A 24,991-nucleotide genomic window follows, 5' to 3' on the forward strand; every position below is an offset into this window, starting at 1 on the left:
CATGCTCAAGCGTCTGCCGCGGCTCACCCTGCCGCTGCTCACCGTCCTCGTCCTCGGTACCACGGGGTGCGGTGCGTCCGACACCGACGCGTCCGACGGCACGGCGGCCGACAAGCCGCGCACTCCGTCGGCGAGCGCGTCCGTCACTCCTTCCGCTCCCCCCGCACCCAAGGGGCGCGGCCTCAAGGGCGCGGCGGCCGCGTTCTTCCTCAAGACCCTGCGGGAGAACTACCCGGACCTCGACCACATCGACGACGACGCTCTCGTCGCCGAGGGGGACGCGCTGTGCACGGTCCGGGGCCCGGCCCTCGGCGACCAGTTCACGGAGTCGACGCGCCGCCTCGGCACGACCAAGGTGCAGACGTCCCGCATCATGGGCGTCGCCCACGGCCTGTGCCGCGACAAGGACGACCAGCTGTTCGACGACTGACGACCACACGATTACCTCGGCGGTAATCGACCGTCGCCCTCTCCCCCGACAGGATCGGACGCATCAGCATGAGCCGAGCGAGCCCGTCCGAGGAGAATCCGATGACCGCCGAGACCGTCGCCGCCCCCACCCGCTCCGTCGTCCAGGACTTCCTCCAGGCCCGGCTCGCCGGGGACACCGAGCGGATGGTGGAACTCTTCGCCGACGACGTGGACTGGCTGCTCGCCGAGAACCCCGCCGTCCCGTGGATCCGCCCCCGCTCCACGGGCGCCGAGTGCGCCGCGCAGTCCGCGGAACTGGCGGAGCACACGGTCGCCGAGGACGCCTCCGCGACGCTCGACACGTTCCTGGTGGACGGCACCGACGCCGTCCTCTTCGGCCACCTCAAGGGCACCGTGCGCGCCACCGGCAAGTCCTTCGAGGGCCCCTTCGCCCTGCGCCTCACGGTGGAGAACGGCCGCATCACCCGGCACCACCTCTACGAGAACAGCCTGTCGGTCGCGGCGGCCTGCACGCCGGCCTAGGGCCTAGGACCCCAGAATCGACGTCAGGAACTCCCCGACCCAGCCGAGGAGTTCCCGGCCGACCAACGGCTTGCCGCCCACCTTCGCGGTCTTCGGGCGCGGGACCAGGATCTGGTTCGCGGTCGGCTTGATGACCGTTCCCGGGTAGAGGCGCTTGAGGCGGAGTTCCTGGGATTCGCGGAGGTCCACCGGGGCGAAGCGGATGTTGTTGCCCTGGAGGACGATCTCGCCGACCTCGCAGGCTCGGGCGAGCATGCGGAGGCCCGCCACCAGGAGGAGGTTCTCCACCGGTTCCGGGAGCTTGCCGTAGCGGTCGGTGAGCTCTTCGCGCACCGCCTTGATGTCCTCCTCCGTGTTGGCGGAGGCGATGGCGCGGTAGGCCTGGAGGCGCAGGCGCTCCCCGGGTGCGTAGTCGTGGGGGACGTGCGCGTCGACCGGGAGCTCGATCTTGACCTCCAGGGGCGGCTCCTCCTCGACACCGCCCTCCAGGGACGCGCGGTAGTCGGCGACCGCCTCGCCGACCATGCGGACGTACAGGTCGAAGCCGACACCCGCGATGTGACCCGACTGCTCGCCGCCGAGCAGGTTGCCCGCGCCGCGGATCTCCAGGTCCTTCATCGCCACGTACATGCCCGCGCCCATCTCCGTGTGCTGGGCGATCGTGGCGAGGCGCTCGTGGGCCGTCTCCGTCAGGGGCTTCTCCGGGGGGTAGAGGAAGTACGCGTAGCCCCGTTCGCGGCCTCGGCCCACCCGGCCTCGCAGCTGGTGGAGCTGAGACAGGCCGAAGTTGTCGCCCCGCTCCACGATCAGCGTGTTCGCGTTGGAGATGTCGATGCCCGATTCGACGATCGTCGTCGAGACGAGGACGTCGAACTTCTTCTCCCAGAAGTCGACGACCACCTGCTCCAGGGCCTGTTCCGACATCTGGCCGTGGGCCGTCGCGATGCGCGCCTCGGGGACGATGTCGCGGAGCCTCGCCGCCGCGCGGTCGATCGACTCGACGCGGTTGTGGATGTAGAAGACCTGGCCCTCGCGGAGCAGCTCGCGGCGGACCGCCGCGCCGATCTGCTTCTCCTCGTACGGGCCGACGAACGTCAGGACCGGATGGCGTTCCTCCGGCGGCGTCGTGATCGTCGACATCTCGCGGATGCCGGTGACGGCCATTTCGAGCGTACGAGGGATGGGGGTCGCGGACATCGTCAGGACGTCGACGTTCGCACGCAGCTTCTTCAGCTGCTCCTTGTGCTCGACGCCGAAGCGCTGCTCCTCGTCGACGATGACCAGGCCCAGGTCCTTGAACCTGGTCTCGGAGGAGAACAGGCGGTGCGTGCCGATGACGATGTCGACCGAGCCGTCGCGCAGGCCCTCCAGGGTCGCCTTCGACTCCGTCTCCGTCTGGAAGCGGCTGAGCGCCTTCACGTTGACCGGGAACTGCGAGTAACGCTCGGAGAACGTGCCGAAGTGCTGCTGGACCAGGAGCGTGGTCGGGACCAGGACCGCCACCTGCTTGCCGTCCTGGACCGCCTTGAACGCCGCGCGGACCGCGATCTCCGTCTTGCCGTAGCCGACGTCGCCGCAGATCAGACGGTCCATCGGGACCGTCTTCTCCATGTCCTCCTTGACCTCGGCGATCGTCGTCAGCTGGTCGGGCGTCTCCGCGTACGGGAACGCGTCCTCCAGCTCGCGCTGCCAGGGTGTGTCGGGCGCGAAGGCGTGGCCGGGCGCCGCCATGCGCGCGGAGTACAGCTTGATGAGGTCGGCGGCGATCTCCTTGACCGCCTTCTTCGCCCGCGCCTTCGTCTTCGTCCAGTCGGCGCCGCCCAGGCGGTGGAGGGTCGGGGCCTCGCCGCCCACGTACTTGGTGATCTGCTCCAGCTGGTCCGTGGGGATGTACAGGCGGTCGCCGGGCTGGCCGCGCTTGGCCGGGGCGTACTCCACCACGAGGTACTCGCGCGTCGCGCCCTGGACCGTGCGCTGCACCATCTCGATGTAGCGGCCCACGCCGTGCTGCTCGTGGACGATGTAGTCGCCGGACTCCAGCGTCAGCGGGTCGATCGTCTTGCGGCGGCGGGCCGGCATGCGCTGGCCGTCCTTGCCGGCGGCCTTCTGCCCTGACAGGTCGGTCTCGGTGAGGACCGCGAGCCTCAGGGCCGGGTCCACGAAGCCGTAGTCGATGGAGCCGCACGACACGTGGACCAGTGACGGCGTGAGCTCGCCGAGGTCGCCGTCGAGGCGGGCCGCGATGCCCTCGCCGCCGAGCACCTCGACGGTACGGGCCGCCGGGCCGTGGCCCTCGGTGACGTAGACGACGCGCCAGCCGTCCGCCAGCCAGCCCTTCGTGTCGGCCAGCGCCTTCGCCGTATCGCCCCGATACGTCTCCGGGGCGTGCATGCCCAGCTTGAGCGTGTCCTCGTCCAGCTCCTCGTCGGCGGCGAACGGGCTCACCGACCACCACATCATGTCGAGCTCGCGGGCGTGGTCCCGGACGTCCGCGATGCCCCACAGGGACGCCGCGCCCACGTCGATCGGCGCCTCGCCGCCGCCCGCCGTCGCCGCCCAGCTCGCCTGCAGGAACTCCTGCGAGGTCGCCACCAGGTCCGCCGCGCGCGTCCGCACCCGCTCCGGGTCGCAGACCACCGCCATCGAGCCCTTCGGCAGGACGTCGACGAGCAGCTCCATGTCGTCCACGAGGACCGGCGCGAGGGACTCCATGCCCTCCACCGCGATGCCCTCGGCGATCTTCCCGAGCAGCTCGCCCAGCTCCGGGTGCTCCTCGGCGAGGACGGCCGCCTTCTCGCGCACCTCGTCCGTGAGCAGCAGCTCACGGCAGGGCGGCGCCCACAGACCGTGCTCGGCGACCTCAAGGGAACGCTGGTCGGCGACCTTGAAGTAGCGGATCTCCTCGACGTCGTCGCCCCAGAACTCCACGCGCAGCGGGTGCTCCTCGGTGGGCGGGAAGACGTCGAGGATGCCGCCGCGTACGGCGAACTCGCCGCGCTTCTCGACCAGCTCCACGCGCGAGTACGCGGCCGCCGCGAGGGCCTCCACCGTCTCGTTCAGGTCCGTGGTCTGCCCGCTGCGCAGCGCCACGGGCTCCAGGTCGCCGAGGCCCTTGACCTGCGGCTGGAGGACGGAGCGGACCGGTGCGACGACCACCGAGACCGGACCCGTCTCCGGGTCGTCCGTGCGGGGGTGCGCGAGGCGGCGCAGGACCGCGAGGCGGCGGCCGACCGTGTCCGAGCGCGGGGAGAGGCGCTCGTGCGGCAGCGTCTCCCACGACGGGTACTCCGCGACGCCGTCCGGCGGCAGGATCGTCCGCAGCGCGGCGGCGAGGTCCTCGGCCTCACGGCCGGTGGCCGTCACGGCCAGGACGGTGCGGCCGGACTCGCGGGCCAGCGCCGCCACGGCGAAGGGCCGGGCCGCGGGCGGGCCGACCAGGTCGACGTGCATGCGGTGGCCGTCGGACGCGGCCTTGGCCGCTTCGGCGAGTGCCGAGTCCTTGACGACAGCGTCGAGCAGACCGTGCAGGCTCATTGAAGGCTTTCCGTCCAGTCCAGCGGTCCGGATGACCGGAGTGCCGGAGTGAGTGGGCAACGCGAACCGCCCGGCACGTCGTACGGGCCGGGGGTCTCCAGCGTACGACTCCGCGCTGATCGGCGCGGCCCGGTCGGGGCGAGCCGCGGTGCGGGCCGGGCGGGGCCGGGGAGTCCGGGTGCCCCGTGGTCTCCCGCACAATGTCCGGAAACGGCGCTCGAAAATTCTTTCCCCGCGGTGTAAACCGGCCGCGCTTGCCAGGCGTACTGCCAACGAGAACACCGCACGCACCAGGAGACCACTTGACCGACGAGGAGTTCGAGGCGTTCTACGCGCACTCCGTGAGACCGCTGGTCGGACAGGTCTATCTGATGACGGGGGACCTCCACGAGGCGCAGGACGTGGTCCAGGAGGCCTTCGTCCGCGCGTGGGCGCGCCGCGCCCGTCTGGAGCGGGACGCCGGGCCCGAGGCGTGGGTCAGGACCGTCGCCCGGCGGCTCGCCGTCAGCCGGTGGCGGCGGCGCGGGCGGGCCGCGGAGGCCTGGCGGCGCCACCACGGGGAGCGGGCGGGCACCGCGCCCGCCCCCGACCCGGGGACCGTCGCGCTGGTCGCCGCGCTGCGGCGGCTGTCCGAGCGGCAGCGGCACGTGGCCGTTCTGCACTACGTCTGCGACCTGTCCGTGCAGCAGGTCGCCGCGGAGACCGGGATCGCGGCCGGGACCGTGAAGTCCCACCTGTCCCGGGCGAGGGCCGCGCTCGCGCCGCATCTCGACGACGCCGCGTTCGACGACGCGCCCACCTCGGACCTCGACCTCGGAGGAGCACCGTGACCGAGCCCATGCCCCCGGCCGGCGACGGCGACCGTCTCGCCGCCGCGCTGAAACGGGCCGCCGCGTCGGGCGGGCGGGCCGCCTCGCCGGTCCCGGCCCATCAGGTGTCCGCGCGCGGGGCCCGACGGCGGCGGCGCACGTACGCCGCGGGGGCGGCGCTCGCCGTGTGCCTCGTCTCGGGCGGGGCGGCGCTCGCCGCGGTGCAGCTGGGCCGCGGGGATGAACCGGTGGGGCCCGCGGTGCCGCCGAGCCCGACGAAGTCGGCGTCTCTCCCGGAGTCGTCCCCCGCCGAACGGTCGGCGTCGCCCGACCCCGGCTCGTCCCCGCCCTCGCGGACGCCGACGCGGCTGCCTCCGACGGTGACGCCGTCGACGTCGCTGCCGCCCAGCGACTCGGCGACGGCGGTTCCCTCGGGGGGCTGAGTATCTTCGAACGCGCCGCCGCGACACGGGGCTCCGCCCCGGACCCCGCTCCTCAATCGCCGGAGGGGCTGAGATCTGCACCCCCTCTCCCACAGAAAGCCACCCCATGCCCGGAGCCAAAACCGATCTCCCCGTTCAGGAGGAGCGTGCCGACGAGCTCATACCGGGGCGGGACCGGAGCGTCTCCGCTCCCGTCGTCGACGGGAAGAGACGGCTCCGGGACCGCGCCCCGTATCTGCTCGCCGCAGGACTGTTCCTCGCGTACGCCGTCGTGTCCGTGTGCCGGTACCGGCGGCTCGAGAGCCGTTCGTGGGATCTCGGGATCTTCGAGCAGGCCGTGCGCGCGTACGCGCACCTCGACGTGCCGGTGGCCGACCTCAAGGGGCCCGGCGCCAACATCCTCGGCGACCACTTCAGCCCCGTCACCGCCCTCCTCGCCCCCGCCTACCGGCTCTTCCCCTCCCCCGTCACGCTGCTCGTCGCGCAGGCACTGCTGATCGCCGTCTCCGTCGTGCCCGTCACCCGGGCGGCGACCCGGATCCTGGGGCGCGCGTCGGGGCTCGCGGTCGGGGTCGCGTACGGACTGTCGTGGGGGATCCAGCGCGCCGTCGACTTCGACTTCCACGAGATCTGCTTCGCGGTGCCGCTGATCGCGTTCTCCCTCGAAGCGCTGCTCCGGCAGCGGTGGCGGGCGTCCCTGCTCTGGGCGCTGCCGCTGGTCCTCGTCAAGGAGGACCTGGGGGTGACCCTCGCCGCGCTCGCCGTGGTGGTGGCGATCCGGTGCCGGCGTACGGACCGGAAGGCCCTGCCCTACGCCCTCGGGGTCGCCGCGTTCGGCGCGGTCGCCACCCTCGTCACGCTCACGCTGGTCATTCCGGCGTTCAACTCGGTCGGCGGGTACGACTACTGGGACAAGGTGGGGGACGGGGGCGGCGCCGCCGGGGTCTTCGACGGGTTCGGTACGAAGCTGCGTACCCTCGCCTGGCTGCTGATCCCCACCTCCGGGCTCCTCGCGCTGCGTTCGCCGCTGCTCCTGGTCGCGCTGCCGACGCTCGGCTGGCGGTTCGTCTCCGCCGACGACCACTACTGGGGCACGGACTGGCACTACAGCGCCGTCCTGATGCCGGTCGTCCTGCTCGCCCTCGTCGACGCCGTCGCCACCGCGCGCCGCAGCGCGAAGCCGTGGCTGCGCCGGTACGCGGACCTGCTGCCCGCGTGCGTCGCCGCTGCCGCGCTCGCCCTCACCACGTCCCTGCCGCTGGGGGGCCTCACCGAAGGGGCGACGTACGAGAAGAGCGAGCAGGTCGTCGCCATCGAGAAGATGCTCGACCGCATCCCGGACGGCGCCACCGTCGAGGCGAACATCGGGCCGATCACCCGGCTCACCTCCCGCGCCCGCGTCTTCTGGACCGGCGACGCCGACCCCGTCGTGCCCAGGTACGTCGCTCTCGACGTTCGGTCCGGCTGGACGAAGGACCCGGTCGCGTACGCCAACGGCCTGCATCCGGGCACCCGTTACGTCGCCGAGGACACCGCGTACGGGTACGTGCTGCTGCGCCGGGAATGACAACAGACGGCGGCGGCCCCGGCGGGCGCGCATGACGCGCGCCCGCCGGGGCCGGCTCCCCCGTTCCCCCGATTCCCCCGTCGGTGTGGCTACTCGGTGGCGATGGCGTTGAGGACGTTCATCCGGCCCGCCCGGAACGCCGGGACCAAGGCCGCGAACAGGCCCACGAACGCCGACCCGATGAAGACCGCGATGATCGTCGGCCACGGGATCTCAAGCACCTTCAGGCCTTCGAGGGCCAGGAGCTTCTGGGCCGTCGCTCCCCAGCCCATGCCCAGGCCGAGGCCGAGCAGGGCGCCGAAGAGGGCGATGACCACGGACTCCATGCGGATCATGCGGCGCAGCTGGCGGCGGGAGAGGCCGATGGCCCGCATGAGGCCGATCTCGCGGGTGCGCTCCACCACCGAGAGGGCCAGGGTGTTCACGACGCCGAGGACCGCGACGATGATCGCGAGGCCGAGCAGGCCGTAGACCATGTTCAGGAGCTGTCCGACCTGGTCCTTCAGGGTCTGCTTGAAGTCGGTCTGGTCCATCACCTTGTACTGCGGGTAGGCGTCCAGGGACTTCTTCAGGGAGGCGTACGCGGCCTCTTCCTGGCCCTTGGTGGCCGAGGCGAACATGATGTCGTTCTGCGGGACGCGGTCCGCGGGGACGTACTTCTCCATCGTCGTGATGTTGAGGTACATCGAGCCCTTGTCGACGGACGTGTCGTCGTTCGTGATCGCCGCGAGCTTCAGCTTCGCCGTCCTGCCGTGCTCGAAGGCGATCTTCAGCTCGTCGCCGACCTTCAGGCCGTGCTTCTCGGCGAAGTCGTCGCCGACGGACATGGCGTCCTTGCCGTAGGCGGCGGACAGCGTGCCCGCGGTGGTCTCGCGCCGCAGGTCCGTGGCGTAGGAGGGGTCGGCGGCGCTGAGGCCGACGCCGTCCACGGTCTTGCCCGAGGGCGTGGTCATGTCCGCGTTGATCTGCTTGTAGCGGGTGATGTGGGCGATGTGGTCGGCCTTGCCGAGGGCCTGCGCGGCCTTCTCCGTGATGGAGATGCCGGGCTGCGTGGGCTGGACGATGAAGTCCGCGCCGACCGACTTGTCGAGCTCGTCGGTGGCCGAGGCGACCATGGAGGAGCCGACGACGGAGAGGCAGGCGACCAGCGCGAGGCCGATCATCAGGGCCGCGCCGGTGGCGCCGGTGCGGCGCGGGTTGCGCAGCGCGTTGCGCTCGGCCATCCGGCCGACCGGGCCGAACATCCGCAGCAGGACCGCGCTGATGACGCGGACCACGCCGGAGGCGAGCACGGGACCGATGACGACGAACCCGATGAGCGTGAGGACGACGCCGCCGCCGAGGAACAGCGAGCCGTCCTTGGCCTTGTCGGCCTGCGAGGCGGCCCACAGGGCGCAGCCGCCCGCGCCGGTGAGGACGAGTCCGATGACGGCGCGCAGCGCGCTCGCCCTGCCGTCGGCCGGGGTGCCCGCGTCGCGCAGTGCGGCCATCGGCGAGACCTTGCCGGCCCGTCGTGCGGGGAGGTAGGCGGCGAGGACGGTGACGACGATGCCGAGGACGAGGCCGACCACGGGGGTCGTCCAGTTGACGGTGAGGTCGCCGGTGGAGAGTTCCATGCCCACGCCGGACATCAGCTTCATGAGGCCGACGGCGAGTCCGATGCCCGCGCCGACGCCGAGGACCGAGCCGAACACGCCGAGCATGAGGGCCTCGACGAGGACGGAGCGGTTGACCTGCTTGCGGCTGGAGCCGATGGCGCGCATCAGGCCGATCTCGCGGGTGCGCTGGGCGACCAGCATCGAGAAGGTGTTGATGATGAGGAAGATGCCGACGAGGAAGGCGATCCCGGCGAAGCCGAGCATCGCGTACTTCATGACGTCGAGGAAGCTGCCGACGGACTCGCGGTTGTCGTCCGCGGTCTCCTTCTGCGTCTTGATGTCGTACGAGGAGGTCTTGCCGTCGAGGACGGCGGCGACGTTCTTCTTCAGCTGCGTGTCGCTGACACCCGCGGCGGCGGTGAGGTTGACGTGCGTGAACCGGCCGGTGGCGCCGAGGAGTTGACGCTGCGAGGTCGCGGTGTCGAAGTAGACGATCGCGGCGCCGGGGTTGGTCACCTTGAAGGTGGCGATGCCGGAGATCTTCGCGGTGAGGTCGCCGGTGGCGGCGATGGTGCGCAGTTCGTCGCCGAGCTTCAGGTCGTGCTTGTCGGCGGTGTCGGCGTCGATCATCACCTCGGTGGGGCCGCGCGGGGCGTGGCCGGAGGTGATGTCCATGGAACGCAGGTCGTTGTGCGTCCAGTTGCCCGCGATGGTCGGGCCGCCGTTGGTGGGGCCCATGTTCTTGTTCTTCGTGTTGACGACGGTCACGCTCTGGCTGCTGACCGCGCCCTCGGCCGCCTTGACGCCCTTGGCCCGCTTCGCCTGCTCGACGACGGAGGCGGGCATGGACTCGGGCTTGCCGCTGCGCGGGGTGTCGCCCGCGTCCTCCGCGGACTTGGGGGTGACGGTGACGTCGGCGGAGGTCGCCGCGAAGAGCTTGTCGAAGGTGGTGCTCATGGTGTCGGAGAAGACGAGCGTGCCGCACACGAATGCCACCGACAGGATCACGGCCACGGCGGAGAGCGCCATGCGGCCCTTGTGCGCGAAGAAGTTGCGCATCGAGGTCTTGAGGACGGTCATGACGTACGACCCCGGGCGTCGAAGGACTTCATGCGGTCGAGGACCTGGTCGGCGGTCGGGTGGTGCATCTCGTCGACGATCCGGCCGTCGGCGAGGTACAGGACGCGGTCCGCGTACGAGGCGGCCACCGGGTCGTGCGTGACCATCACGATGGTCTGGCCGAGGTCGGTCACCGAGCGGCGCAGGAAGCCCAGCACCTCGGCACCGGCGCGGGAGTCGAGGTTTCCGGTCGGCTCGTCGCCGAAGATGATCTCGGGGCGCGAGGCGAGGGCGCGGGCCACGGCGACGCGCTGCTGCTGGCCACCGGAGAGCTCGGTCGGACGGTGCTTGAGGCGCCCCGCCAGACCCACGGTCTCCACGACCTGGTCGAGCCAGGCACGGTCGGGCTTGCGGCCCGCGATGTCCATCGGGAGCGTGATGTTCTCGATGGCGTTCAGGGTGAGGAGCAGGTTGAACGCCTGGAAGATGAAGCCGATCCGGTCCCGGCGCAGCCGCGTCAGCTTCTTGTCCTTGAGGCCGGTGATCTCGGTCTCGTCGAGGTATATCTGCCCGCTGCTGACGGTGTCGAGGCCCGCGAGGCAGTGCATCAGGGTGGACTTGCCGGACCCCGAGGGGCCCATGATCGCGGTGAACTGACCGCGGGCGATGTCGACGTCGATGTGGTCGAGCGCGACGACGCGGGTCTCCCCGGAGCCGTACGCCTTCACGACCTGGCGTGCCCGCGCCGCCACGGCCGTACGCCCTCCAGTGCCCCCGTGCCTGGGTGTCGTTATAGCCGTTGTCACGGTAAGTCTCCTAAGTCGGTCCTGCGACGAGCCGGGCGAGTACGCGGCGCGCTCTCGCGCTTCAGTCTGGTGTCACGGCGGGTCCCGGCGCGCTGGTGCTCAGCGCAGTCTTTTCCGGGGGAAAACCCCACCCTCGCCGGTGCGGTTGGCCCCTCCTGCGGGAGGGGCCGCCCCATTCCGGCGGGGTGGGTTTCACGAGCCGGCCCCGTGCCCGGCTCGTAAAGCAAATCTAAGGACCGGCGGGGCCCGGCTCATCCTCCAGCGGGACGAACGCTCCCCGGTCCGTTGTACGGAGGTACCCCTAGGGGATCTCCACCCGCCGGTGGAGTCCTTCTCAGGGTTTCCTCCACCCCGCCGTCCACCCGGTCGTCCACCCGCCGTGCGCCCTGCCCCCGGACTCCCCCGAGTGAGAAGGTGGCCCGCAGCAACCGGACGCGGGGGGAAGGAAGTTCTGTGGGCACCCAGGACGCGATACGCACCCAGGACGCCGTACGCGGCCGGGGCGCGGTCGTCGCCGCGCTCATGCTCGCCATGGCGCTGGCCGCCGTCGACTCCACCATCGTGTCGACCGCCGTCCCGCAGATCGTGGGTGCGCTCGGCGGCTTCTCGATCTTCTCCTGGCTCTTCTCCGGCTACCTCCTCGCGGCCACCGTCACCCTGCCCGTCTACGGCAAGCTCTCCGACACCTTCGGCCGCAAGCCCGTCCTCATCGCGGGGTGCGTGCTGTTCCTCCTCGGCTCCGGACTCTGCGCCCTCGCCTGGAACATGGAGTCCCTGATCGCCTTCCGCGTCGTCCAGGGGCTCGGCGGCGGCGCCGTCCAGGGCACCGTGCAGACCCTCGCCGCCGACCTCTACCCGCTCAAGGAACGCCCCAAGATCCAGGCCAAGTTGTCGACCGTGTGGGCCACGTCGGCCGTCGCGGGGCCCGCGCTCGGCGGGGCGATCACCTCGTACGCGGACTGGCGCTGGATCTTCCTCATCAACCTGCCCATAGGGGCCGTCGCGCTCTGGCTGATCGTGCGCCACCTGCACGAGCCCGAGCGCGAGGCCGTCCCGCGCGGCCGCGTCGACTGGCCCGGCGCGCTCGCCGTCTTCGCCTGCGGCGGCACCCTCCTGACCGCGCTCGTACAGGGCGGGGTCGCCTGGGACTGGGTGTCGGCGCCGTCCCTCGCGCTGTTCGGCGCGGGGCTCGCCCTCATCGCCGTCGTCGTCCTCGTCGAGCGCCGGGCCGAGGAGCCGATCATCCCCGGCTGGGTCTGGCGGCGGCGCACCATCGCAGCGGTGAACCTCGCCCTCGGCGCGCTCGGCCTCCTGATGGTGGCGCCGACCGTCTTCCTGCCCACGTACGCGCAGTCCGTCCTCGGACTCGCCCCGGTCGCCGCCGGATTCGTGCTCTCCGTGATGACGCTGAGCTGGCCGGTCTCCGCCGCGCTCAGCCAGCACGTGTACCGCAGGATCGGCTTCCGCAACACCGCGATCACCGGCATCTCGGGGGCCGCGCTGATCCTCTTCACGTTCCCGTTCCTGCCCTACCCCGGCACCGCGTGGCAGCCCGCGCTGCTCATGCTGCTGCTCGGCGCGGCCCTCGGGCTCTTCCAGTTGCCGCTCATCGTCGGCGTCCAGTCCAGCGTCGGCTGGGCCGAGCGCGGCACGGCGACCGCGTCCGTGCTGTTCTGCCGCCAGATCGGCCAGACGCTGGGCGCCGCCCTGTTCGGCGCGGTCGCCAACGGGGTGCTCGCCGCGCGGCTCGACGGGGCCGGGTCGCTCGACTCGGTGGCACGCATCCTGGACGACCCGGGGTCCGTGGCCGACCCCGAACCGCTGCGGCGCGCGGTGGACGCGGCGGTCGACTCGGTGTACCTCGGCGCGGGGTGTGCCGCCGTCGCCGCGCTGGCCGTCCTGCTCTTCTTGGCGCCCCGGCGCTTCCCCGTCCTCGACGAACGGCAACTCGCCGCCCAGAAGGACCAGTTGTCACCCACACAACAGAGCGACTGACCGGTTCCTCGAAAACCCCGCACACCGGGCCTACTTACGAGTAACGTCTCGGCTCCCCTCGCTCCCTGCGGTCCGCACCACCGGACCGGAAGCCGCGCAAGGAGAACCGGGATGACCCACCCTCCGTACGACGCGTACGACCCAACCCCCTTCCCACACGAGCCCTGCACCCCGCACACCCCGTACACCCCACCGGTGGCCCCCTTCGAGCAGCAGGCCCACCTCACCTACCCCTGGCAGCCCCCGCCGCCCAAGGCGCCCCCGGCCCCCCGGCTCCCCCGCCGCCCCGCTCCCGGCCGCCACAGCGACCTGCGCAAGCTGCGCGGCGCCTACCGGAGCCAGCGCCGCGTCGCCACCCTCACCGCGCTCGGCTACTTCACGCTCTTCCTCGCCCTGTCCGCCCTCGCGCCGTCCTTCATGACCGGCACCGTCTCCGGCGGCCTGACCACCGGGCTGCTCCTCGGCCTGTGCCAGCTCCCCGTCACCTGTCTCGCCCTCGTCCTGTTCGAGCGCACGGCACGCCGCCGCCTCGACCCGCTCTCCGCACGCCTGCGCAGACAGCGCGCGTCGACCGCCAGGCACGACGGGGAGGCCCCGTGAGCGCGGAGGCGCAGACCATGTCCCTGGTGGCCTTCACCGTCGTGGCCACCCTCACCCTGCTCCTGTGCGTCATGACCGGGCCCGACCGGGACGACCTCGACGAGTTCTACACCGGGTACGGCGCCCTCTCCCCGCTCCGCAACGGTCTCGCCATCGCGGGCGACTACATCTCGGCGGCCACCGTCCTCGGCACCGGGGGCGTGATCGCCCTGCTCGGACACGACGGCGTGGTCCTCGCCCTGAGCACGGCGCTCTCCCTGACGCTCCTGATGTTCCTGCTGGCCGAACCCCTGCGCAACGCGGGCCGGTTCACCATGGGCGACGTCGTGGCGCGCCGCATGCCGGGCCGGGCCGTCCGCATCGCCGCGTGCGCGGCCACCATCGCCGCCCTGCTGCCGCTGATGCTGGTCCAACTGGCGGGCGCCGGCGACCTGCTCGCCTTCATCCTCGGCTTCTCCAGCGACGGCCTGAAGACCGCCTGCGTCGTCGCGCTCGGCGCCCTGATGATCAGCTACGCGGCCATCGGCGGCATGAAGGGCACCGCCCTCATCCAGATCCTGAAGATCGTGATGCTGCTCGGCTCCGGCGTGGTCGTCGCCGCCCTGATACTGCACCGCTTCGACTGGAACCCGGGCGCCCTGCTCGCCGCCGCGCGGGACGGCAGCGGCGCGGGACCGGCGTACCTCCGCTCCGGACTCCAGTTCGCGGACAGCCCGAGCCCGCGCCTCGACATGATCAGTTCGGAGCTGACGGTGGTCCTCGGCGGCGCGGCGCTCCCGCACGTCACGATGCGGATGTACACGGCCCGCGACGCCCGCGAGATACGGCGCTCCATGTCCTGGGCGGTCTCGTCGGTCGCGCTCTTCGTCCTCGTCATCACCGTCGTGGGGTTCGGCGCGACCGCGCTGCTCGGCCGCGCGGCGATCGCGGCGGACGACCCGCAGGGCAACACCGCCTACCTCCTCGGCTCCCGCGCGGCGTTCGGCGCCCACAGCTCGGCCGCCGAGACCCTGCTCTTCACGACGGTCACCACGGCACTGTTCCTGACGCTGCTCGCCTCGGTCGCCGGCATGATCCTCGCCTGCGCCAACTCCCTGGCCCACGACGTCTTCGCGCAGGGCCGCCGCGCCCCGTCGCCGCGCCGCGAGATGACGCTGGCCCGCGCCTCCGCGCTGGCCACAGGGGTCCCGGCGATCCTCCTCGCGGTCCTGGTCGAGGACCACAACCTGCAGCCCCTGGCCACCCTCTCCTTCTGCCTGGGCGCGTCCGCCCTGGCACCCGCCCTGGTCTACAGCCTCTTCTGGCGCCGCTACACACGGACCGGTCTGCTCTGGACCCTCCTCGGCGGCACGCTCGGCTCACTCGTCCTGATGACCGGCACGAACCTGGTCTCCGGCAGCCCCGGCGCCCTGTTCCCGCACCACGACTTCACCTGGTTCCCGTTCACGACGACGGGCATCGCCTCGATCCCGCTCGGCTTCCTCCTCGGCTGGCTCGGCACCCGCTTCTCCGGCCGCACGGAGGCGGAGGAGCACCGCAGGCGGTACGAGGCGGTGGAGGGCTGGATCCTGGCGGGGGCGGCACGGCGGGAGAAGTAGGCCCCGTCCTACGGCGTCTCCTCCGCGGGAGCCCGCCCGGTCAGGGCCGCCAGGCTGCTGCGCACGTGGTCCATGTGGGCCCGTACCTCGTCCCAGCGCTCGCCGTGTTCGCGCAGGATGCGTTCCGTCTCGCGGGTCACCCGCTCCTCGCACAGGACCGCCTCCGCCACGATCTCGGCGGCCCGCGCCTCCGCGTCCTCCTGCCCGTGCCGCGCCGATTCCTCCGCCGCCGCGAAGGCCCGCTTGGCCTCGGACAGTCTCGCCTCCGCCGCGGCCACCCGCTCCGCGTCCCGCGCGTCCGACGCCGCCTCGCGCTCGGCGGCCTCGCGCTCGGCCGCCTCCCACCGCTCGGCCTGCTCCTTCTCCTGCTCCGCGAGCAGCCCCTCGCACCGCTGCCGCATCTCGCGCAGCGCCGCGAGCGCCTCGCCGCGCCACGCCTTCACGTCCTGCCGGGCGGAGATCCTGATCTCGTCGGCCGTCGCCCGGTCCGACTGGAGCCGGCGCCCGGCCCGTTCCTCCGCGTCGGCGCCGGTCCGCTCGGCGTAGGCGCGCGCGGACTCCCGCAGCTCACGGGCCGCCGCCTCCGCGTCCTCCGTCACCGCCTGTGCCTCGGCCGCCGCGCTCTCCCGTACCGCGGCGGCCTCCGTCTCGGCGAGGGACAGGATCTGCCGGGCCCGCTCGCCGAGCGTCTCGTACGTCTGGGGCGCGAGCCGCGACACCACGTCCCGCAGGTGCTCCGCCTCCACCTCCATGTCCTTCGCGAGGACGGTGAGCCGGGCCGCGCGCTCCCACGCGTCGTCCCGCTCCCGGGAGAGGCCTGCGGCGTACGCCTCGACCTGCTCGGGACGGTAGCCGCGCCCCCGCACGGTGACGAAGCCGTAGGGCGACGACGATGCACCGCTGCTGCTCATCCTTGGATCCCCTCTCCGACGTACCGCACGCGTACAGCGCGATTGGCGCACATCTTGATGGATCAAGCGGAAGCGCTCATAACGCGACACTCCGCCCACTCCACCCGGTCAAGGATGCGTCAAATGGCGCCGGAAGTCGGAATCGGGGCGTCATTCCCGCCGCTCGCGCCCCGAATGGGCGAGGCGCCCACCCCGTCCGGCCAGGGGACGGAGCGGGCGCCTCACCGACACGGGCTCCCGCCCGCGGGCCGCGCTCTACAGCAGCCCGTCCCACATCTGCTCCAGGAGCACGGACCACCAGCTCTCCGGCGACGCGAGCGCCGCCGGGTCGAGCGCGGCGAGCTGGTTCTGGAAGTCGACGGTCCAGCGGCCCGCCTGCTCCTGGTTGAGCCCGAACCGCAGCCGCCACATCCGGCCGAGCAGCGCCATGCAGCGGGCGAACTCGGGCAGGCCCGTGTTCACGAACTGCGGCGGCACGGGGGCTCCGCCGGGCCCGGCCTCGACCGGCACCGCCACGATGTTCGCCGTGCCGTACTGCACGCACAGCGCGCGCCCGAAGTCGCTGCCCATCACCAGGTACGACCCCGCGTCGGACGCGGGCTGCACCCCGCGCTCCTGTGCGAGCTCGGCCAGCGTCGGCACGGGGCGGCCCGGCTGGGCCTGCGCCCAGAAGAACGGCCCGAAGTCGACGGGCAGGCCCGCCACGACGAGGGTGTGCGCCACGATGTCCGGCACGCCCTGCCGCGAGACCGCCCGCTGGTCGAACCGGAAGATGCCGGGCCCGAAGGCCGCGGCCAGCTCCTGCGCGACGCCCTCCGGCGGGATCGGCTGCGCGGGCGGCATCTGCTGCAGCGGGGCACGCACCGGCGCGGGCCTGGCGGGGCCGTCCGCGACCTGGTGCAGCTCGCCCTGGTGGGCGAGGAGCTGCTGCATGCCCTGCCTGCGGGAGGCGTGGTCCCTGCCGTACGGGGCGATCGACGTGATCCGCGCCTGCGGCCAGGTCTCCCGGATCATCCGCGCGCAGTACGCGCCGGGCAGCTCGCAGGACTCCAGCTCGGTGTGGAGCTCCAGCACCTGCTGCGGCGGCACGTTCATGCCGCGCAGCTCGTGCAGGATCTGCCACTCCGGGTGCGGCGTACCGGGCGCGGACCGCCGGATGAGCTGCTGCTCGGACCCGTCGGCGGCGCGGTAGCGCAGCACGGCCTGGTAGCCGGGGCCGACGGTGGGCTGACCGGTGGGCTGCTGCGGGTACCCGTACGGCTGACCGCCCGGGGCACCCGGCATGCCGGGAGGTACGCCGGGTCCGGGCGCGTGCTGGCCCGGCGCGGGCGGCGGAGGCATCCCGGGCGCGCCGGGGCCGCCGACCGCGGGTCCGGCCAGCATGGTCGCGGCGTGGTGGACGCCGCCGCCGGGGGCGCCGGGCGGACCGGGAGGCTGCGGAGCACCGGGCGCACCAGGCGCGCCGGGCGGGCCCGGAGGCTGGGGCGCGCCGGGAGCACCAGGGGCGCCGGGCGGCTTGATGCCACCGCCCATGCTCGGGTCGGCCAGCATCGTCGCCGCGTGGTGCACCCCACCGGGCGGCGTGCCGGGGGCGCCGGGCGGGCCGGGGGGCTGGGGCGCATTGGACGCACCGGGTGCGCCGGGAGCGCCGGGCGGGCCCGGAGGCTGGGGCGCGCCCGGAGCACCGGGGGCGCCGGGCGGCTTGATGCCACCGCCCATGCTCGGGTCGGCCAGCATCGTCGCCGCGTGGTGCACCCCACCGGGGGGCGTACCCGGAGCCGCGGGCGGCTTGGGTCCGTCCGGGCCCAGCGAGGAGACGAGCTGCGTCGGTACGTAGCCACCGGCGGGCGTACCGGGAGCGCCGGGCCCGGAGGGCGGCGGCGTGCTCGGCCCCGCCTTGCTGGTGGCGGCATCCGCGAGGTCACCGGCCGCGGGCGCGGCGGGCGGCTGCGGATACCCGTACGCGGAGGCGTCGGGGGCGGGCGCGGGGGGACCGGCGGGTGGCTGCGGCGCGTTCGGCGACTGGGAGGCGGGGGCGCCCTGCGCGCCGGGCGGCGGCGGGAGCGGCGCGGGGGAACCAGCGGGGGGTTGCGGCCCGCCGACCGACTGCGCACCGGGCGGCGGCGGGAACGGCGCGGGCGCACCGGCAGGCGACTGCGACTGCGCATCGGGGACACCCTGCGCACCAGGCGACGGTGAAGCGGCAGGCGACTGCGGCCCGTTGACCGACTGCGCACCGGACGGCGGCGGGAACGGCGCGGGCGCACCGGCAGGGGGCCGCGACTGCGCATCGGGGACACCCTGCGCACCCGGCGACGGTGAAGCGGCAGGCGACTGCGGCCCGTTGACCGACTGCGCACCGGACGGCGGCGGGAACGGCGCGGGCGCACCGGCAGGCGACTGCGACTGCGCGGCGGGGGCGCCCTGCGCGCCGGGTGGCGGCGGGAGCGGCGCCGGTGAACCGGTCGGCGGCTGCGGCCCTGCGGTCGCGGACGGAGACGCGGGACCACCCGGCGTCGACGTGTCCAGCGCGGGCGCGATCGCCGTCGCCGGCAGCTGACTGCCCCCGTGCATCAGCGCGGTCTTGGCGTCGGGCGTGGCGGCCGGGGGCGGCGTCCCGTCGTCGTCCAGGCCGGTCAGCGGCGGCGCGAACACCGTCGCGGGCAGCGGCACCGAATGGTCCTCGCCCGCGTCGGCGTTGGTGTCCGTACCGGCCCACGGGGTCGCGTCCGCGGGCACGCCCGCCGACGTCGCGGGCAGACTGTCGTCGAACTCGGCCACGGGCTCGGGCACGCGCTCCGGGACGGCGTCCTCGGCCGATCCCCCGGCCACAGGCCAGGGCGTACCGCCCGAGGGAGCGGCGGGCGCACCCGGAGCGTCGGACGCGTCGTGCGCAGCCGGAGCCGCGGGTGCCCCGGAAGTCGCAGACGCCGCTGACACCGCAGGCGCGGAAGGAGCAGCCGGATCGGACGGCGCCTCAGGCACGGCAGGCGCGGCAGGCGGCTGCGGCTGCGGCTCTGGAGCCCGCGGCACCGACGACCCCTCGCCCCCCGAACTCCGCGACTCACCCCGGCGGTCCGGGATGCCCAGCTTGTCGGCCGCCTCCTGGAGCCACTCCGGAGGAGTCAGCAGGAACGACGTCTGGTTGAGGTCGACCCGCTCGGGCGGGGCAGGAACCGCGTCCTGCGGTGCCATGTCCGGCAGCCCGTACTCCTCCTCGTACCGGCGGATCACCTCGCCCACCGCGAGGCTCGGCCAGAGCGTCGCCTCGCCACTGTCCCGTGCGATGACGAGCCGCTGCGAACCGCCGTCGGACACCGGACCGTTCTCCCGGTCCTCGGCCCACACCACGAACCCGAGGTCGAACTCCCGGACCCGCACCTCACGGTGCTGGTAGCCCGGCACGTCGCCGTTGATCCATTCCTCGGCGCGCTCCTGCGCCTGCGCGAAGGTCACCATCGTTACGTCACTCCCCACCCGAGGACACGGGGACGGCGTGCGCGAAGCCGCCGTCCACCATCAGGTTCGCCACGGTCTCCAGCTCCGGCGGATTGCCCGCGAGCCGGGCCAGGAACGCGTCGAAGTCGTCGCCGCACGGCAGCAGCAGCTGCCGCACCCGTTCGGCAGGGGGCCACCCGGCCGCCTCCGAGACGTCGCGCGCGTCGTCGTACGCGCAGAACCACACCGAGCCGATCCGGTCGCCCTTCACCTTCACGGCGAGCAGACCGCCCTGCACGAAAGCGACACCCAGGTAGTCCTTGGTGAGGTGGTCGCGCAGGCACTTGTTCACGTACACCAGGTCGTTGACCGCGGCCTCGTCCCGCACCGTGAAGAACGGCTGGTCCACGAGGAGCCCCAGCTCCGCGTCGAGCGCGGCGCCGACCGGCGCGCAGCCGCCCGCGGCCTTCAGGAAGGAGCGGTAGGCGCCGGGCAGCCGGTAGCCGAGGTCCTCCTCGACGCTCTGCACCTGCTGTTCCGTCACCGCGACCGCGGCCTTCGGCAGACCGAAGTGGGCGGGCCGCGTCTCCTGCAGCGGGCGCGTCCCCCTCTTGTCCTGGTCCACGGCCGTCGTCGCGATGCCGCCGTGGTGCCGCAGCAGCGCCTTCACCTCGACGGGGACGAGCTCCAGGCGCCGGCTGTTCGGCACGTGGTGCCAGGTCCAGCCGTGCGGGGTCGCCACCGCGGGGATCGTGTCCCACAGGTCGTGGTCCGCCGCCGCCATCGCCGCGTTCGCCGACACGTAGTCCGTCAGGCGCAGTTCGTCGACGCCGAAGCCCTCCGGGGGCTCGGCGATCTCGGCGGCCGCGCGGGCGTACGCCGAGAAGTCCGGGTAACCGTGCTCGTCCACCCGCACGCCTCTGGGATGGCGGGCGGCGCGGACCGGATCCGGGAAGTGCACGACCTGCCCGGCGTAGGCCGCGTTCGGCGGCGCTGACTGCTGCCCCAGCCGACCTGTCGTCATGGCGGTTGCCCCCTGCGGCACTGTGGAAGGTTCTGGTTCTGTCTGTGCGGTCCCTGGTCCCGCGATGTCGACACAGCCTATGCGCAAGCACGACACCGGTCACCGGGCCTCCGATTCCATGACCACCAGCCACCGGACGGTCACGGTGTGACGAATCCCGGCGGAAAGCCAGGCGTGTCGCAGTGCCCCAGCTTCCGCACCACCCGCCCCATTTGGCAGGCTGTCCCCGCGACGCGGGGGCGTTGTACACGCGGTGACGGCCGCGAGCAGGGGGAGGGAAGAGCACGATGCAGACCGCACAGAGCAGCATGCCCGGCCAGGCACTGGCGACCACGGCGGGCGCCGCGACCGGCGACGGCACGGCCCCGGGCACCGTCCCGACAGCCGCACAGGCCGCGCAGGCGGCACACGCCGCCGGGGATCCACGCGTCGGCTGGAGCGCCACCGCCGCCCACGCGCCCATCCTGCGTCAGCGCCGCGACGGCATCCTGCCCACCGTCGCCGCCGCCCTCTCCGTACGCGGCCAGACCACCCTCACCTGCACCGCGGGCCGCGGCGAGGAGCCCCCCGCGCTCCACCCGCTCGTCCAGGACTTCCTCGACGCCCTCACCAGCGGTCAGCGCGAACGCTTCACCGGCCGCTGCGCCGAGGCCATCCTCATCTCCCGGCACCTCACGGCGGCCGACGCGAGCCGCTCCAAGCGCGCCTCGCGCAAGCCCATGACCAACGGAGAGGCCCGCAAGGCGCTCAAACACGCCAAACTCACCACCCGCCGCATCCGCGAGGACGGCGACCCCCTGCACGGGCACTTCGTCCAGCCCTGCCGTTCCTGTACCGCGCTCACCGCCCACTTCGGTGTCCGCGTCGTCGACCCCACGGCCACCGAAGCCTGATCCGCCGCCCGGCCGACCGTTCCCACCACCCGAACGAGGGTTACCAGCCCATGCACCCCGACCACCCCGCCACCGCCACCGCACCCGGCACCGGCGGCAGCACCCGCTTCCCCGTCCCCGTCGACGCCGCCCTGCGCGCCGCCGGCTGGCGCCCCGGACACTGGGACATAAAGCAGGCAGAGATCTGGGCCGACGCCCTGCGCCGCCACACCTCGCCGGCCGGGCACCGGCACACCGTCTTCCCCGCGGCCGTCGAGGCGTGGGCCGAGTTCGGCGGCCTGCACATCACCCCGCAGGGGCCCGGCCGTCAGATTGCGCCCGCCACCGTGCACCTCGACCCGATGTACGGCCTCCACCTGGCCCGGACCCTCGGCGATCTGGGCCGCGCGCTCGGCACGGAGGTCTGCCCCATCGGCGAGGAGCCGGACACGCAGGCGCTGCTCGCCATCGACACCGAGGGCCGTGTCTACAGCCTCGACCACAGCGGCGACTGGTTCCTCGGCGCCCACATCGACCAGGCCCTGGCCACGCTCATCACCGGCGCCCAGCCCACCCGCCTGTCGGCGGGCTCGGGGATATAGGACTACGCGGCGGCCGGTAGGCCTACACGGCCGCCGGCAGCACCGCCGACACCCGGAAGCCGCCCCCGTCCGTCGGCCCCGAGACGAACACCCCGCCCAGGCCCATCACGCGCTCCCGCATGCCGACGAGGCCGTTGCCGCCGCTCGGCAGGCGCGCGTCGGACGAGGCGTCGGCCTCCGGCGGGGGTTCGTTCTCCACCTGCATCGCGATCTCCGCGCTGCGGTACGCGAGCCGCACATGGGTCTTCGCGCCCGCCGCGTGCTTGTGGACGTTGGTCAGCGCCTCCTGCACCACCCGGTACGCCGTCTGTTCCACCTCCGCGGAGCAGTCGCGCGCCTCGCCCTCCACCGACAGGTCCACGGCCATGCCCGTGGCCCGCGACTGGCCCACCAACTCGTCGAGCTCGGCGAGGCACGGGCCGTCCTCGTCGACCGCGCGGGACGCGGCGGCGGCGGCCGCGAAGGCCACGGCGGCCAGCGGCGGCTCGGCCGGCTTCTCCGGCTTCGCCTTCGTGCCGTCGCCGGTGCGCAGCACCCCGAGCATCTCGCGGAGCTCGGTCAGCGCCTGACGGCCCATGTCGCCGACGAGCGCGGCGTTCTTGACGGCCTTCTCGGGGTCCTTGCGCGCCACCGCCTGGAGGGCCGCGGCGTGCACCACCATCAGGCTCACGCGGTGCGCCACCACGTCGTGCATCTCGCGGGCGATCCGCGTCCGCTCCTCGTTGCGTGCCCACTCCGCGCGTTCCTCGGCCCGCTCGGCGAGGAGCTGGAGCTCCCGCTCCAGGCTGTCGGCGCGCTCGCGCATGCCCTCGACGAGGCGGCGGCGCGCTCCCACGTACAGGCCGAGGAGGACCGGGGGCGCGGTCACGCCGATCGCCGCGGTCACGGCGAAGAAGGGGATGAACTCGCTGCCGATGGAGGGGCTGCCCTCGGCCATGTCCTGGTTGGCCCGCACCAGCGCGACGACGAGGGTGCCCGCCATCGACATGCCGGCCAGGGCGCCGATGATGCGGCGCGGCAGCTCCGAGGCGGCCAGGGTGTAGAGGCCGACGACGGTCAGCAGGACGCCCATCTGGGCGGGTGTGATGGCGATCGATATCAGGACGACCGCGATGGGCCAGCGCCGCCGGATCAGCAGCGCGGCTCCCGCGAGCAGCCCGAAGCCGACTCCCACCGGGACGGGCAGCCCCGCGTCCCGCGCGAAGGCCACTCCCTCCGCCCCGCACTCCGCCGCCGACAGCGCGGCGAGCCCCGCGTCCAGCGCGACACCGCGCCACCGCTCCCACCACCACGGCCCGGTCATGGCCGTGGTGCGGTCGTCCCCCGTCGTGGTCATGTCTTCCAGCGTACGGGCGTTCCGCCCCGGTTTTCCGGTGAGTTTCCGGCTCGGTGATCCAGCACACGACCGGATGCCGACCGGTTGGCGATCTCCACCGTCGCGTCGAAGGGGGTCGGTACGGCATAGTGTTGCGTGCCGACTCGGCAACCTGACGGAATGTCCGGTTCGTTCGAGTTTAGTCCCCCATGGTGTAATCAGGCAGCACTGCGGTTTTTGGTACCGTCTGTTCAGGTTCGAATCCTGATGGGGGAGCTGCACTCTTTATCCGGGTCCTGACCGCCGAGGTCGGGACCCGCCCTCATTTCCACCGCACAATGCCCCGGTATCCTGCGGATGTCCTCCCACAGAGGAACCCCAACCCATCCGAAGCCGAAGGGCATCCCCCGTGAGCGCAACCTGCCCGGCAGCCGTCGTCGTCCTCGCAGCGGGTGAGGGCACCCGCATGAAGTCGGACCGGCCGAAGGTCCTGCACGACATCTGTGGACGTTCCCTCATCGGACACGTGCTCCACGCCGCCTCCGCGCTCTCGCCCGAGCAGCTCGTCACCGTCGTCGGTTTCCAGAGCGACCAGGTCCGCGAGCACCTCGGGGTCATCGCCCCGCAGGTCCGCACCGCCTACCAGGCCGAGCAGAACGGCACGGGGCACGCCGTCCGCATCGGCCTGGAGGAGCTCGGCGGCACGGTCGACGGGACCGTCGTGGTGGTCTGCGGCGACACCCCCCTCCTCACGGGCGCGACGCTGCGGAAGCTCGCCGCCGTGCACACCGACGACGGCAACGCCGTGACCGTGCTGACCGCCGAGGTGCCGGACGCGACGGGCTACGGCCGCATCGTGCGGGACGGCGCCGACGGCTCCGTCACGGCGATCGTCGAGCACAAGGACGCCACCGAGGCACAGCACGAGATCCGCGAGATCAACTCCGGGGTCTTCGCCTTCGACGGCCGCCTCCTCTCCGAGGCCCTCGGCAAGGTCCGCACGGACAACAGCCAGGGCGAGGAGTACCTCACCGACGTCCTCGGCATCCTGCGCGAGGCCGGGCACCGCGTCGGCGCCGCCGTGGCGGACGACCACGAGGAGATCGCGGGCATCAACAACCGCGTCCAACTGGCACAGGCCCGCCGCACGTTGAACGACCGGCTGCTGACCGGCGCGATGCTGGCCGGCGTGACGGTCGTGGACCCGGCGTCGACGTGGGTGGACGCGACGGTGACGTTCGAGCGCGACGCGATCATCCAGCCGGGCACGCAGCTGCACGGCACCACGCACCTCGGCAAGGGCTGCGAGGTCGGCCCGAACACCCGCCTCAAGGACACCTCGGTGGGCGCGGGCGCACGCGTCGACAACAGCGTCGCGGACACCGCGGAGATCGGCGAGCAGGCGATCGTCGGCCCGTACGCGTATCTGCGTCCCGGCACCCGGCTTGGAGTCAAGTCAAAGGCGGGTACGTATGTGGAGATGAAGAACGCGACGATCGGCGACGGCTCCAAGGTGCCGCACCTGTCGTACGTGGGCGACGCGACGATCGGCGAGCACTCCAACATCGGCGCCGCGAGCGTCTTCGTGAACTACGACGGCCAGGCCAAGCACCACACCACGGTCGGGTCCCACTGCCGGACCGGTTCGGACAACATGTTTGTGGCTCCTGTCACGGTCGGGGACGGTGCCTACACCGCCGCCGGGTCCGTGATCACGAAGGACGTGCCGGCGGGTTCGCTGGCCGTCGCCCGGGGCCAGCAGCGGAATATCGAGGGCTGGGTGGCCCGAAAGCGTCCGGGGAGCGCGGCCGCGAAGGCGGCCGAGGCGGCGTCCCGGGAGCCGGCCGGCGAAAGCTGACCGGAAAC

The 24,991-nt window shown here is 72.9% G+C and carries 18 protein-coding genes and 1 tRNA gene; 12 read left to right on the forward strand and 7 right to left on the reverse strand.

What is annotated here, in order from left to right; translation table 11 throughout:
• Nucleotide 1: 1 nt before the first annotated feature.
• Both DEJ47_RS15555 and DEJ47_RS15560 read left to right on the forward strand, forming a co-directional pair.
• Complete coding sequence (locus DEJ47_RS15555; RefSeq protein ID WP_150168810.1) at nt 2–430, forward strand: hypothetical protein; 429 nt, start codon at nt 2–4, stop codon at nt 428–430.
• A 101-nt stretch (nt 431–531) separates the two neighbouring features.
• On the forward strand, nt 532–954 hold the full coding sequence (locus DEJ47_RS15560; protein ID WP_150168813.1) for a nuclear transport factor 2 family protein: 423 nt from the start codon (nt 532–534) through the stop codon (nt 952–954).
• A gap of 3 nt (nt 955–957) precedes the next feature.
• Here DEJ47_RS15560 and mfd read toward each other — a convergent pair whose 3' ends face one another.
• A complete protein-coding gene (gene mfd / locus DEJ47_RS15565; RefSeq protein WP_150168814.1) occupies nt 958–4,488 on the reverse strand; it encodes a transcription-repair coupling factor in 3,531 nt (1,176 codons plus the stop codon).
• Nucleotides 4,489–4,790: 302 nt separating this feature from the next.
• On the opposite strand from mfd, the gene DEJ47_RS15570 reads away from it, so the two are divergent.
• The 3 genes from DEJ47_RS15570 to DEJ47_RS15580 all read left to right on the forward strand — a co-directional run bounded on the left by DEJ47_RS15570 (nt 4,791) and on the right by DEJ47_RS15580 (nt 7,307).
• Nucleotides 4,791–5,318, forward strand: coding sequence for a SigE family RNA polymerase sigma factor (locus DEJ47_RS15570; protein WP_150168816.1), 528 nt, complete (start codon nt 4,791–4,793; stop codon nt 5,316–5,318).
• A complete protein-coding gene (locus DEJ47_RS15575) occupies nt 5,315–5,740 on the forward strand; it encodes a hypothetical protein (protein WP_150168818.1) in 426 nt (141 codons plus the stop codon). Before DEJ47_RS15570 ends, DEJ47_RS15575 begins: the two co-directional genes overlap by 4 nt.
• A gap of 106 nt (nt 5,741–5,846) precedes the next feature.
• On the forward strand, nt 5,847–7,307 hold the full coding sequence (locus tag DEJ47_RS15580) for a DUF2079 domain-containing protein (RefSeq protein WP_150168820.1): 1,461 nt from the start codon (nt 5,847–5,849) through the stop codon (nt 7,305–7,307).
• 89 nt (nt 7,308–7,396) lie between these two features.
• On the opposite strand, the gene DEJ47_RS15585 is transcribed toward DEJ47_RS15580, so the two are convergent.
• Both DEJ47_RS15585 and DEJ47_RS15590 read right to left on the reverse strand, forming a co-directional pair.
• Nucleotides 7,397–9,985 (reverse strand): ABC transporter permease, encoded by a 2,589-nt coding sequence (locus DEJ47_RS15585; RefSeq protein WP_150168822.1) that lies wholly within the window; start codon nt 9,983–9,985, stop codon nt 7,397–7,399.
• The gene (locus DEJ47_RS15590; protein WP_150168824.1) at nt 9,982–10,770 is read right to left on the reverse strand and encodes an ABC transporter ATP-binding protein; all 789 of its coding nucleotides are present in this window, start codon (nt 10,768–10,770) and stop codon (nt 9,982–9,984) included. The genes DEJ47_RS15585 and DEJ47_RS15590 overlap by 4 nt, the downstream gene beginning before the upstream one ends.
• Before the next feature lie 522 nt (nt 10,771–11,292).
• Between DEJ47_RS15590 and DEJ47_RS15595 the strand changes: the two genes are divergently transcribed.
• The 3 genes from DEJ47_RS15595 to DEJ47_RS15605 all read left to right on the forward strand — a co-directional run bounded on the left by DEJ47_RS15595 (nt 11,293) and on the right by DEJ47_RS15605 (nt 14,963).
• Nucleotides 11,293–12,765, forward strand: coding sequence for an MDR family MFS transporter (locus DEJ47_RS15595; protein WP_150175661.1), 1,473 nt, complete (start codon nt 11,293–11,295; stop codon nt 12,763–12,765).
• Nucleotides 12,766–12,876: 111 nt separating this feature from the next.
• Nucleotides 12,877–13,365 (forward strand): DUF485 domain-containing protein, encoded by a 489-nt coding sequence (locus DEJ47_RS15600; RefSeq protein ID WP_150168826.1) that lies wholly within the window; start codon nt 12,877–12,879, stop codon nt 13,363–13,365.
• A gap of 17 nt (nt 13,366–13,382) precedes the next feature.
• Complete coding sequence (locus DEJ47_RS15605; RefSeq protein WP_150175662.1) at nt 13,383–14,963, forward strand: cation acetate symporter; 1,581 nt, start codon at nt 13,383–13,385, stop codon at nt 14,961–14,963.
• Between the two features lie 8 nt (nt 14,964–14,971).
• Here DEJ47_RS15605 and DEJ47_RS15610 read toward each other — a convergent pair whose 3' ends face one another.
• The 3 genes from DEJ47_RS15610 to DEJ47_RS15620 form a co-directional block, all read right to left on the reverse strand.
• Complete coding sequence (locus DEJ47_RS15610) at nt 14,972–15,874, reverse strand: cellulose-binding protein (RefSeq protein ID WP_150168827.1); 903 nt, start codon at nt 15,872–15,874, stop codon at nt 14,972–14,974.
• Between the two features lie 255 nt (nt 15,875–16,129).
• Nucleotides 16,130–19,333 carry an SUKH-4 family immunity protein gene (locus tag DEJ47_RS15615; RefSeq protein ID WP_150168829.1) on the reverse strand — a complete coding sequence of 1,068 codons (3,204 nt, stop codon included), beginning with the start codon at nt 19,331–19,333 and terminating at the stop codon, nt 16,130–16,132.
• 7 nt (nt 19,334–19,340) lie between these two features.
• Nucleotides 19,341–20,336, reverse strand: a complete 996-nt coding sequence (locus tag DEJ47_RS15620) for an SMI1/KNR4 family protein (RefSeq protein ID WP_150168831.1) — start codon at nt 20,334–20,336, stop codon at nt 19,341–19,343.
• 287 nt (nt 20,337–20,623) lie between these two features.
• Between DEJ47_RS15620 and DEJ47_RS15625 the strand changes: the two genes are divergently transcribed.
• The gene (locus tag DEJ47_RS15625; RefSeq protein ID WP_150168834.1) at nt 20,624–21,229 is read left to right on the forward strand and encodes a YwqJ-related putative deaminase; all 606 of its coding nucleotides are present in this window, start codon (nt 20,624–20,626) and stop codon (nt 21,227–21,229) included.
• Between the two features lie 50 nt (nt 21,230–21,279).
• Nucleotides 21,280–21,810, forward strand: coding sequence for an SUKH-3 domain-containing protein (locus tag DEJ47_RS15630; protein WP_150168836.1), 531 nt, complete (start codon nt 21,280–21,282; stop codon nt 21,808–21,810).
• A gap of 22 nt (nt 21,811–21,832) precedes the next feature.
• On the opposite strand, the gene DEJ47_RS15635 is transcribed toward DEJ47_RS15630, so the two are convergent.
• Nucleotides 21,833–23,146, reverse strand: a complete 1,314-nt coding sequence (locus DEJ47_RS15635; protein WP_150168838.1) for a sensor histidine kinase — start codon at nt 23,144–23,146, stop codon at nt 21,833–21,835.
• A 182-nt stretch (nt 23,147–23,328) separates the two neighbouring features.
• On the opposite strand from DEJ47_RS15635, the gene DEJ47_RS15640 reads away from it, so the two are divergent.
• Together DEJ47_RS15640 and glmU are read left to right on the forward strand one after the other, a co-directional pair.
• Nucleotides 23,329–23,401 (forward strand) — tRNA-Gln (locus DEJ47_RS15640).
• A gap of 133 nt (nt 23,402–23,534) precedes the next feature.
• A complete protein-coding gene (gene glmU, locus DEJ47_RS15645; RefSeq protein ID WP_150168839.1) occupies nt 23,535–24,983 on the forward strand; it encodes a bifunctional UDP-N-acetylglucosamine diphosphorylase/glucosamine-1-phosphate N-acetyltransferase GlmU in 1,449 nt (482 codons plus the stop codon).
• Nucleotides 24,984–24,991: the final 8 nt, after the last annotated feature.

The sequence above is a fragment of the Streptomyces venezuelae genome, assembly GCF_008642355.1.
Lineage (GTDB): Bacteria > Actinomycetota > Actinomycetes > Streptomycetales > Streptomycetaceae > Streptomyces > Streptomyces venezuelae_B.

Excerpts from the sequence above, each read along its gene's own strand:
- DEJ47_RS15610 (WP_150168827.1), bottom strand. The coding sequence starts at position 15,874 with ATGAGCAGCAGCGGTGCATCGTCGTCGCCCTACGGCTTCGTCACCGTG.
- DEJ47_RS15605 (WP_150175662.1), top strand. The coding sequence starts at position 13,383 with ATGTCCCTGGTGGCCTTCACCGTCGTGGCCACCCTCACCCTGCTCCTG.
- DEJ47_RS15595 (WP_150175661.1), top strand. The coding sequence starts at position 11,293 with ATGCTCGCCATGGCGCTGGCCGCCGTCGACTCCACCATCGTGTCGACC.
- DEJ47_RS15635 (WP_150168838.1), bottom strand. The coding sequence starts at position 23,146 with ATGACCACGACGGGGGACGACCGCACCACGGCCATGACCGGGCCGTGG.
- DEJ47_RS15625 (WP_150168834.1), top strand. The coding sequence starts at position 20,624 with ATGCAGACCGCACAGAGCAGCATGCCCGGCCAGGCACTGGCGACCACG.
- DEJ47_RS15560 (WP_150168813.1), top strand. The coding sequence starts at position 532 with ATGACCGCCGAGACCGTCGCCGCCCCCACCCGCTCCGTCGTCCAGGAC.
- DEJ47_RS15620 (WP_150168831.1), bottom strand. The coding sequence starts at position 20,336 with ATGACGACAGGTCGGCTGGGGCAGCAGTCAGCGCCGCCGAACGCGGCC.
- DEJ47_RS15580 (WP_150168820.1), top strand. The coding sequence starts at position 5,847 with ATGCCCGGAGCCAAAACCGATCTCCCCGTTCAGGAGGAGCGTGCCGAC.
- DEJ47_RS15615 (WP_150168829.1), bottom strand. The coding sequence starts at position 19,333 with ATGGTGACCTTCGCGCAGGCGCAGGAGCGCGCCGAGGAATGGATCAAC.
- mfd (WP_150168814.1), bottom strand. The coding sequence starts at position 4,488 with ATGAGCCTGCACGGTCTGCTCGACGCTGTCGTCAAGGACTCGGCACTC.
- DEJ47_RS15600 (WP_150168826.1), top strand. The coding sequence starts at position 12,877 with ATGACCCACCCTCCGTACGACGCGTACGACCCAACCCCCTTCCCACAC.
- DEJ47_RS15585 (WP_150168822.1), bottom strand. The coding sequence starts at position 9,985 with ATGACCGTCCTCAAGACCTCGATGCGCAACTTCTTCGCGCACAAGGGC.
- DEJ47_RS15555 (WP_150168810.1), top strand. The coding sequence starts at position 2 with ATGCTCAAGCGTCTGCCGCGGCTCACCCTGCCGCTGCTCACCGTCCTC.
- DEJ47_RS15630 (WP_150168836.1), top strand. The coding sequence starts at position 21,280 with ATGCACCCCGACCACCCCGCCACCGCCACCGCACCCGGCACCGGCGGC.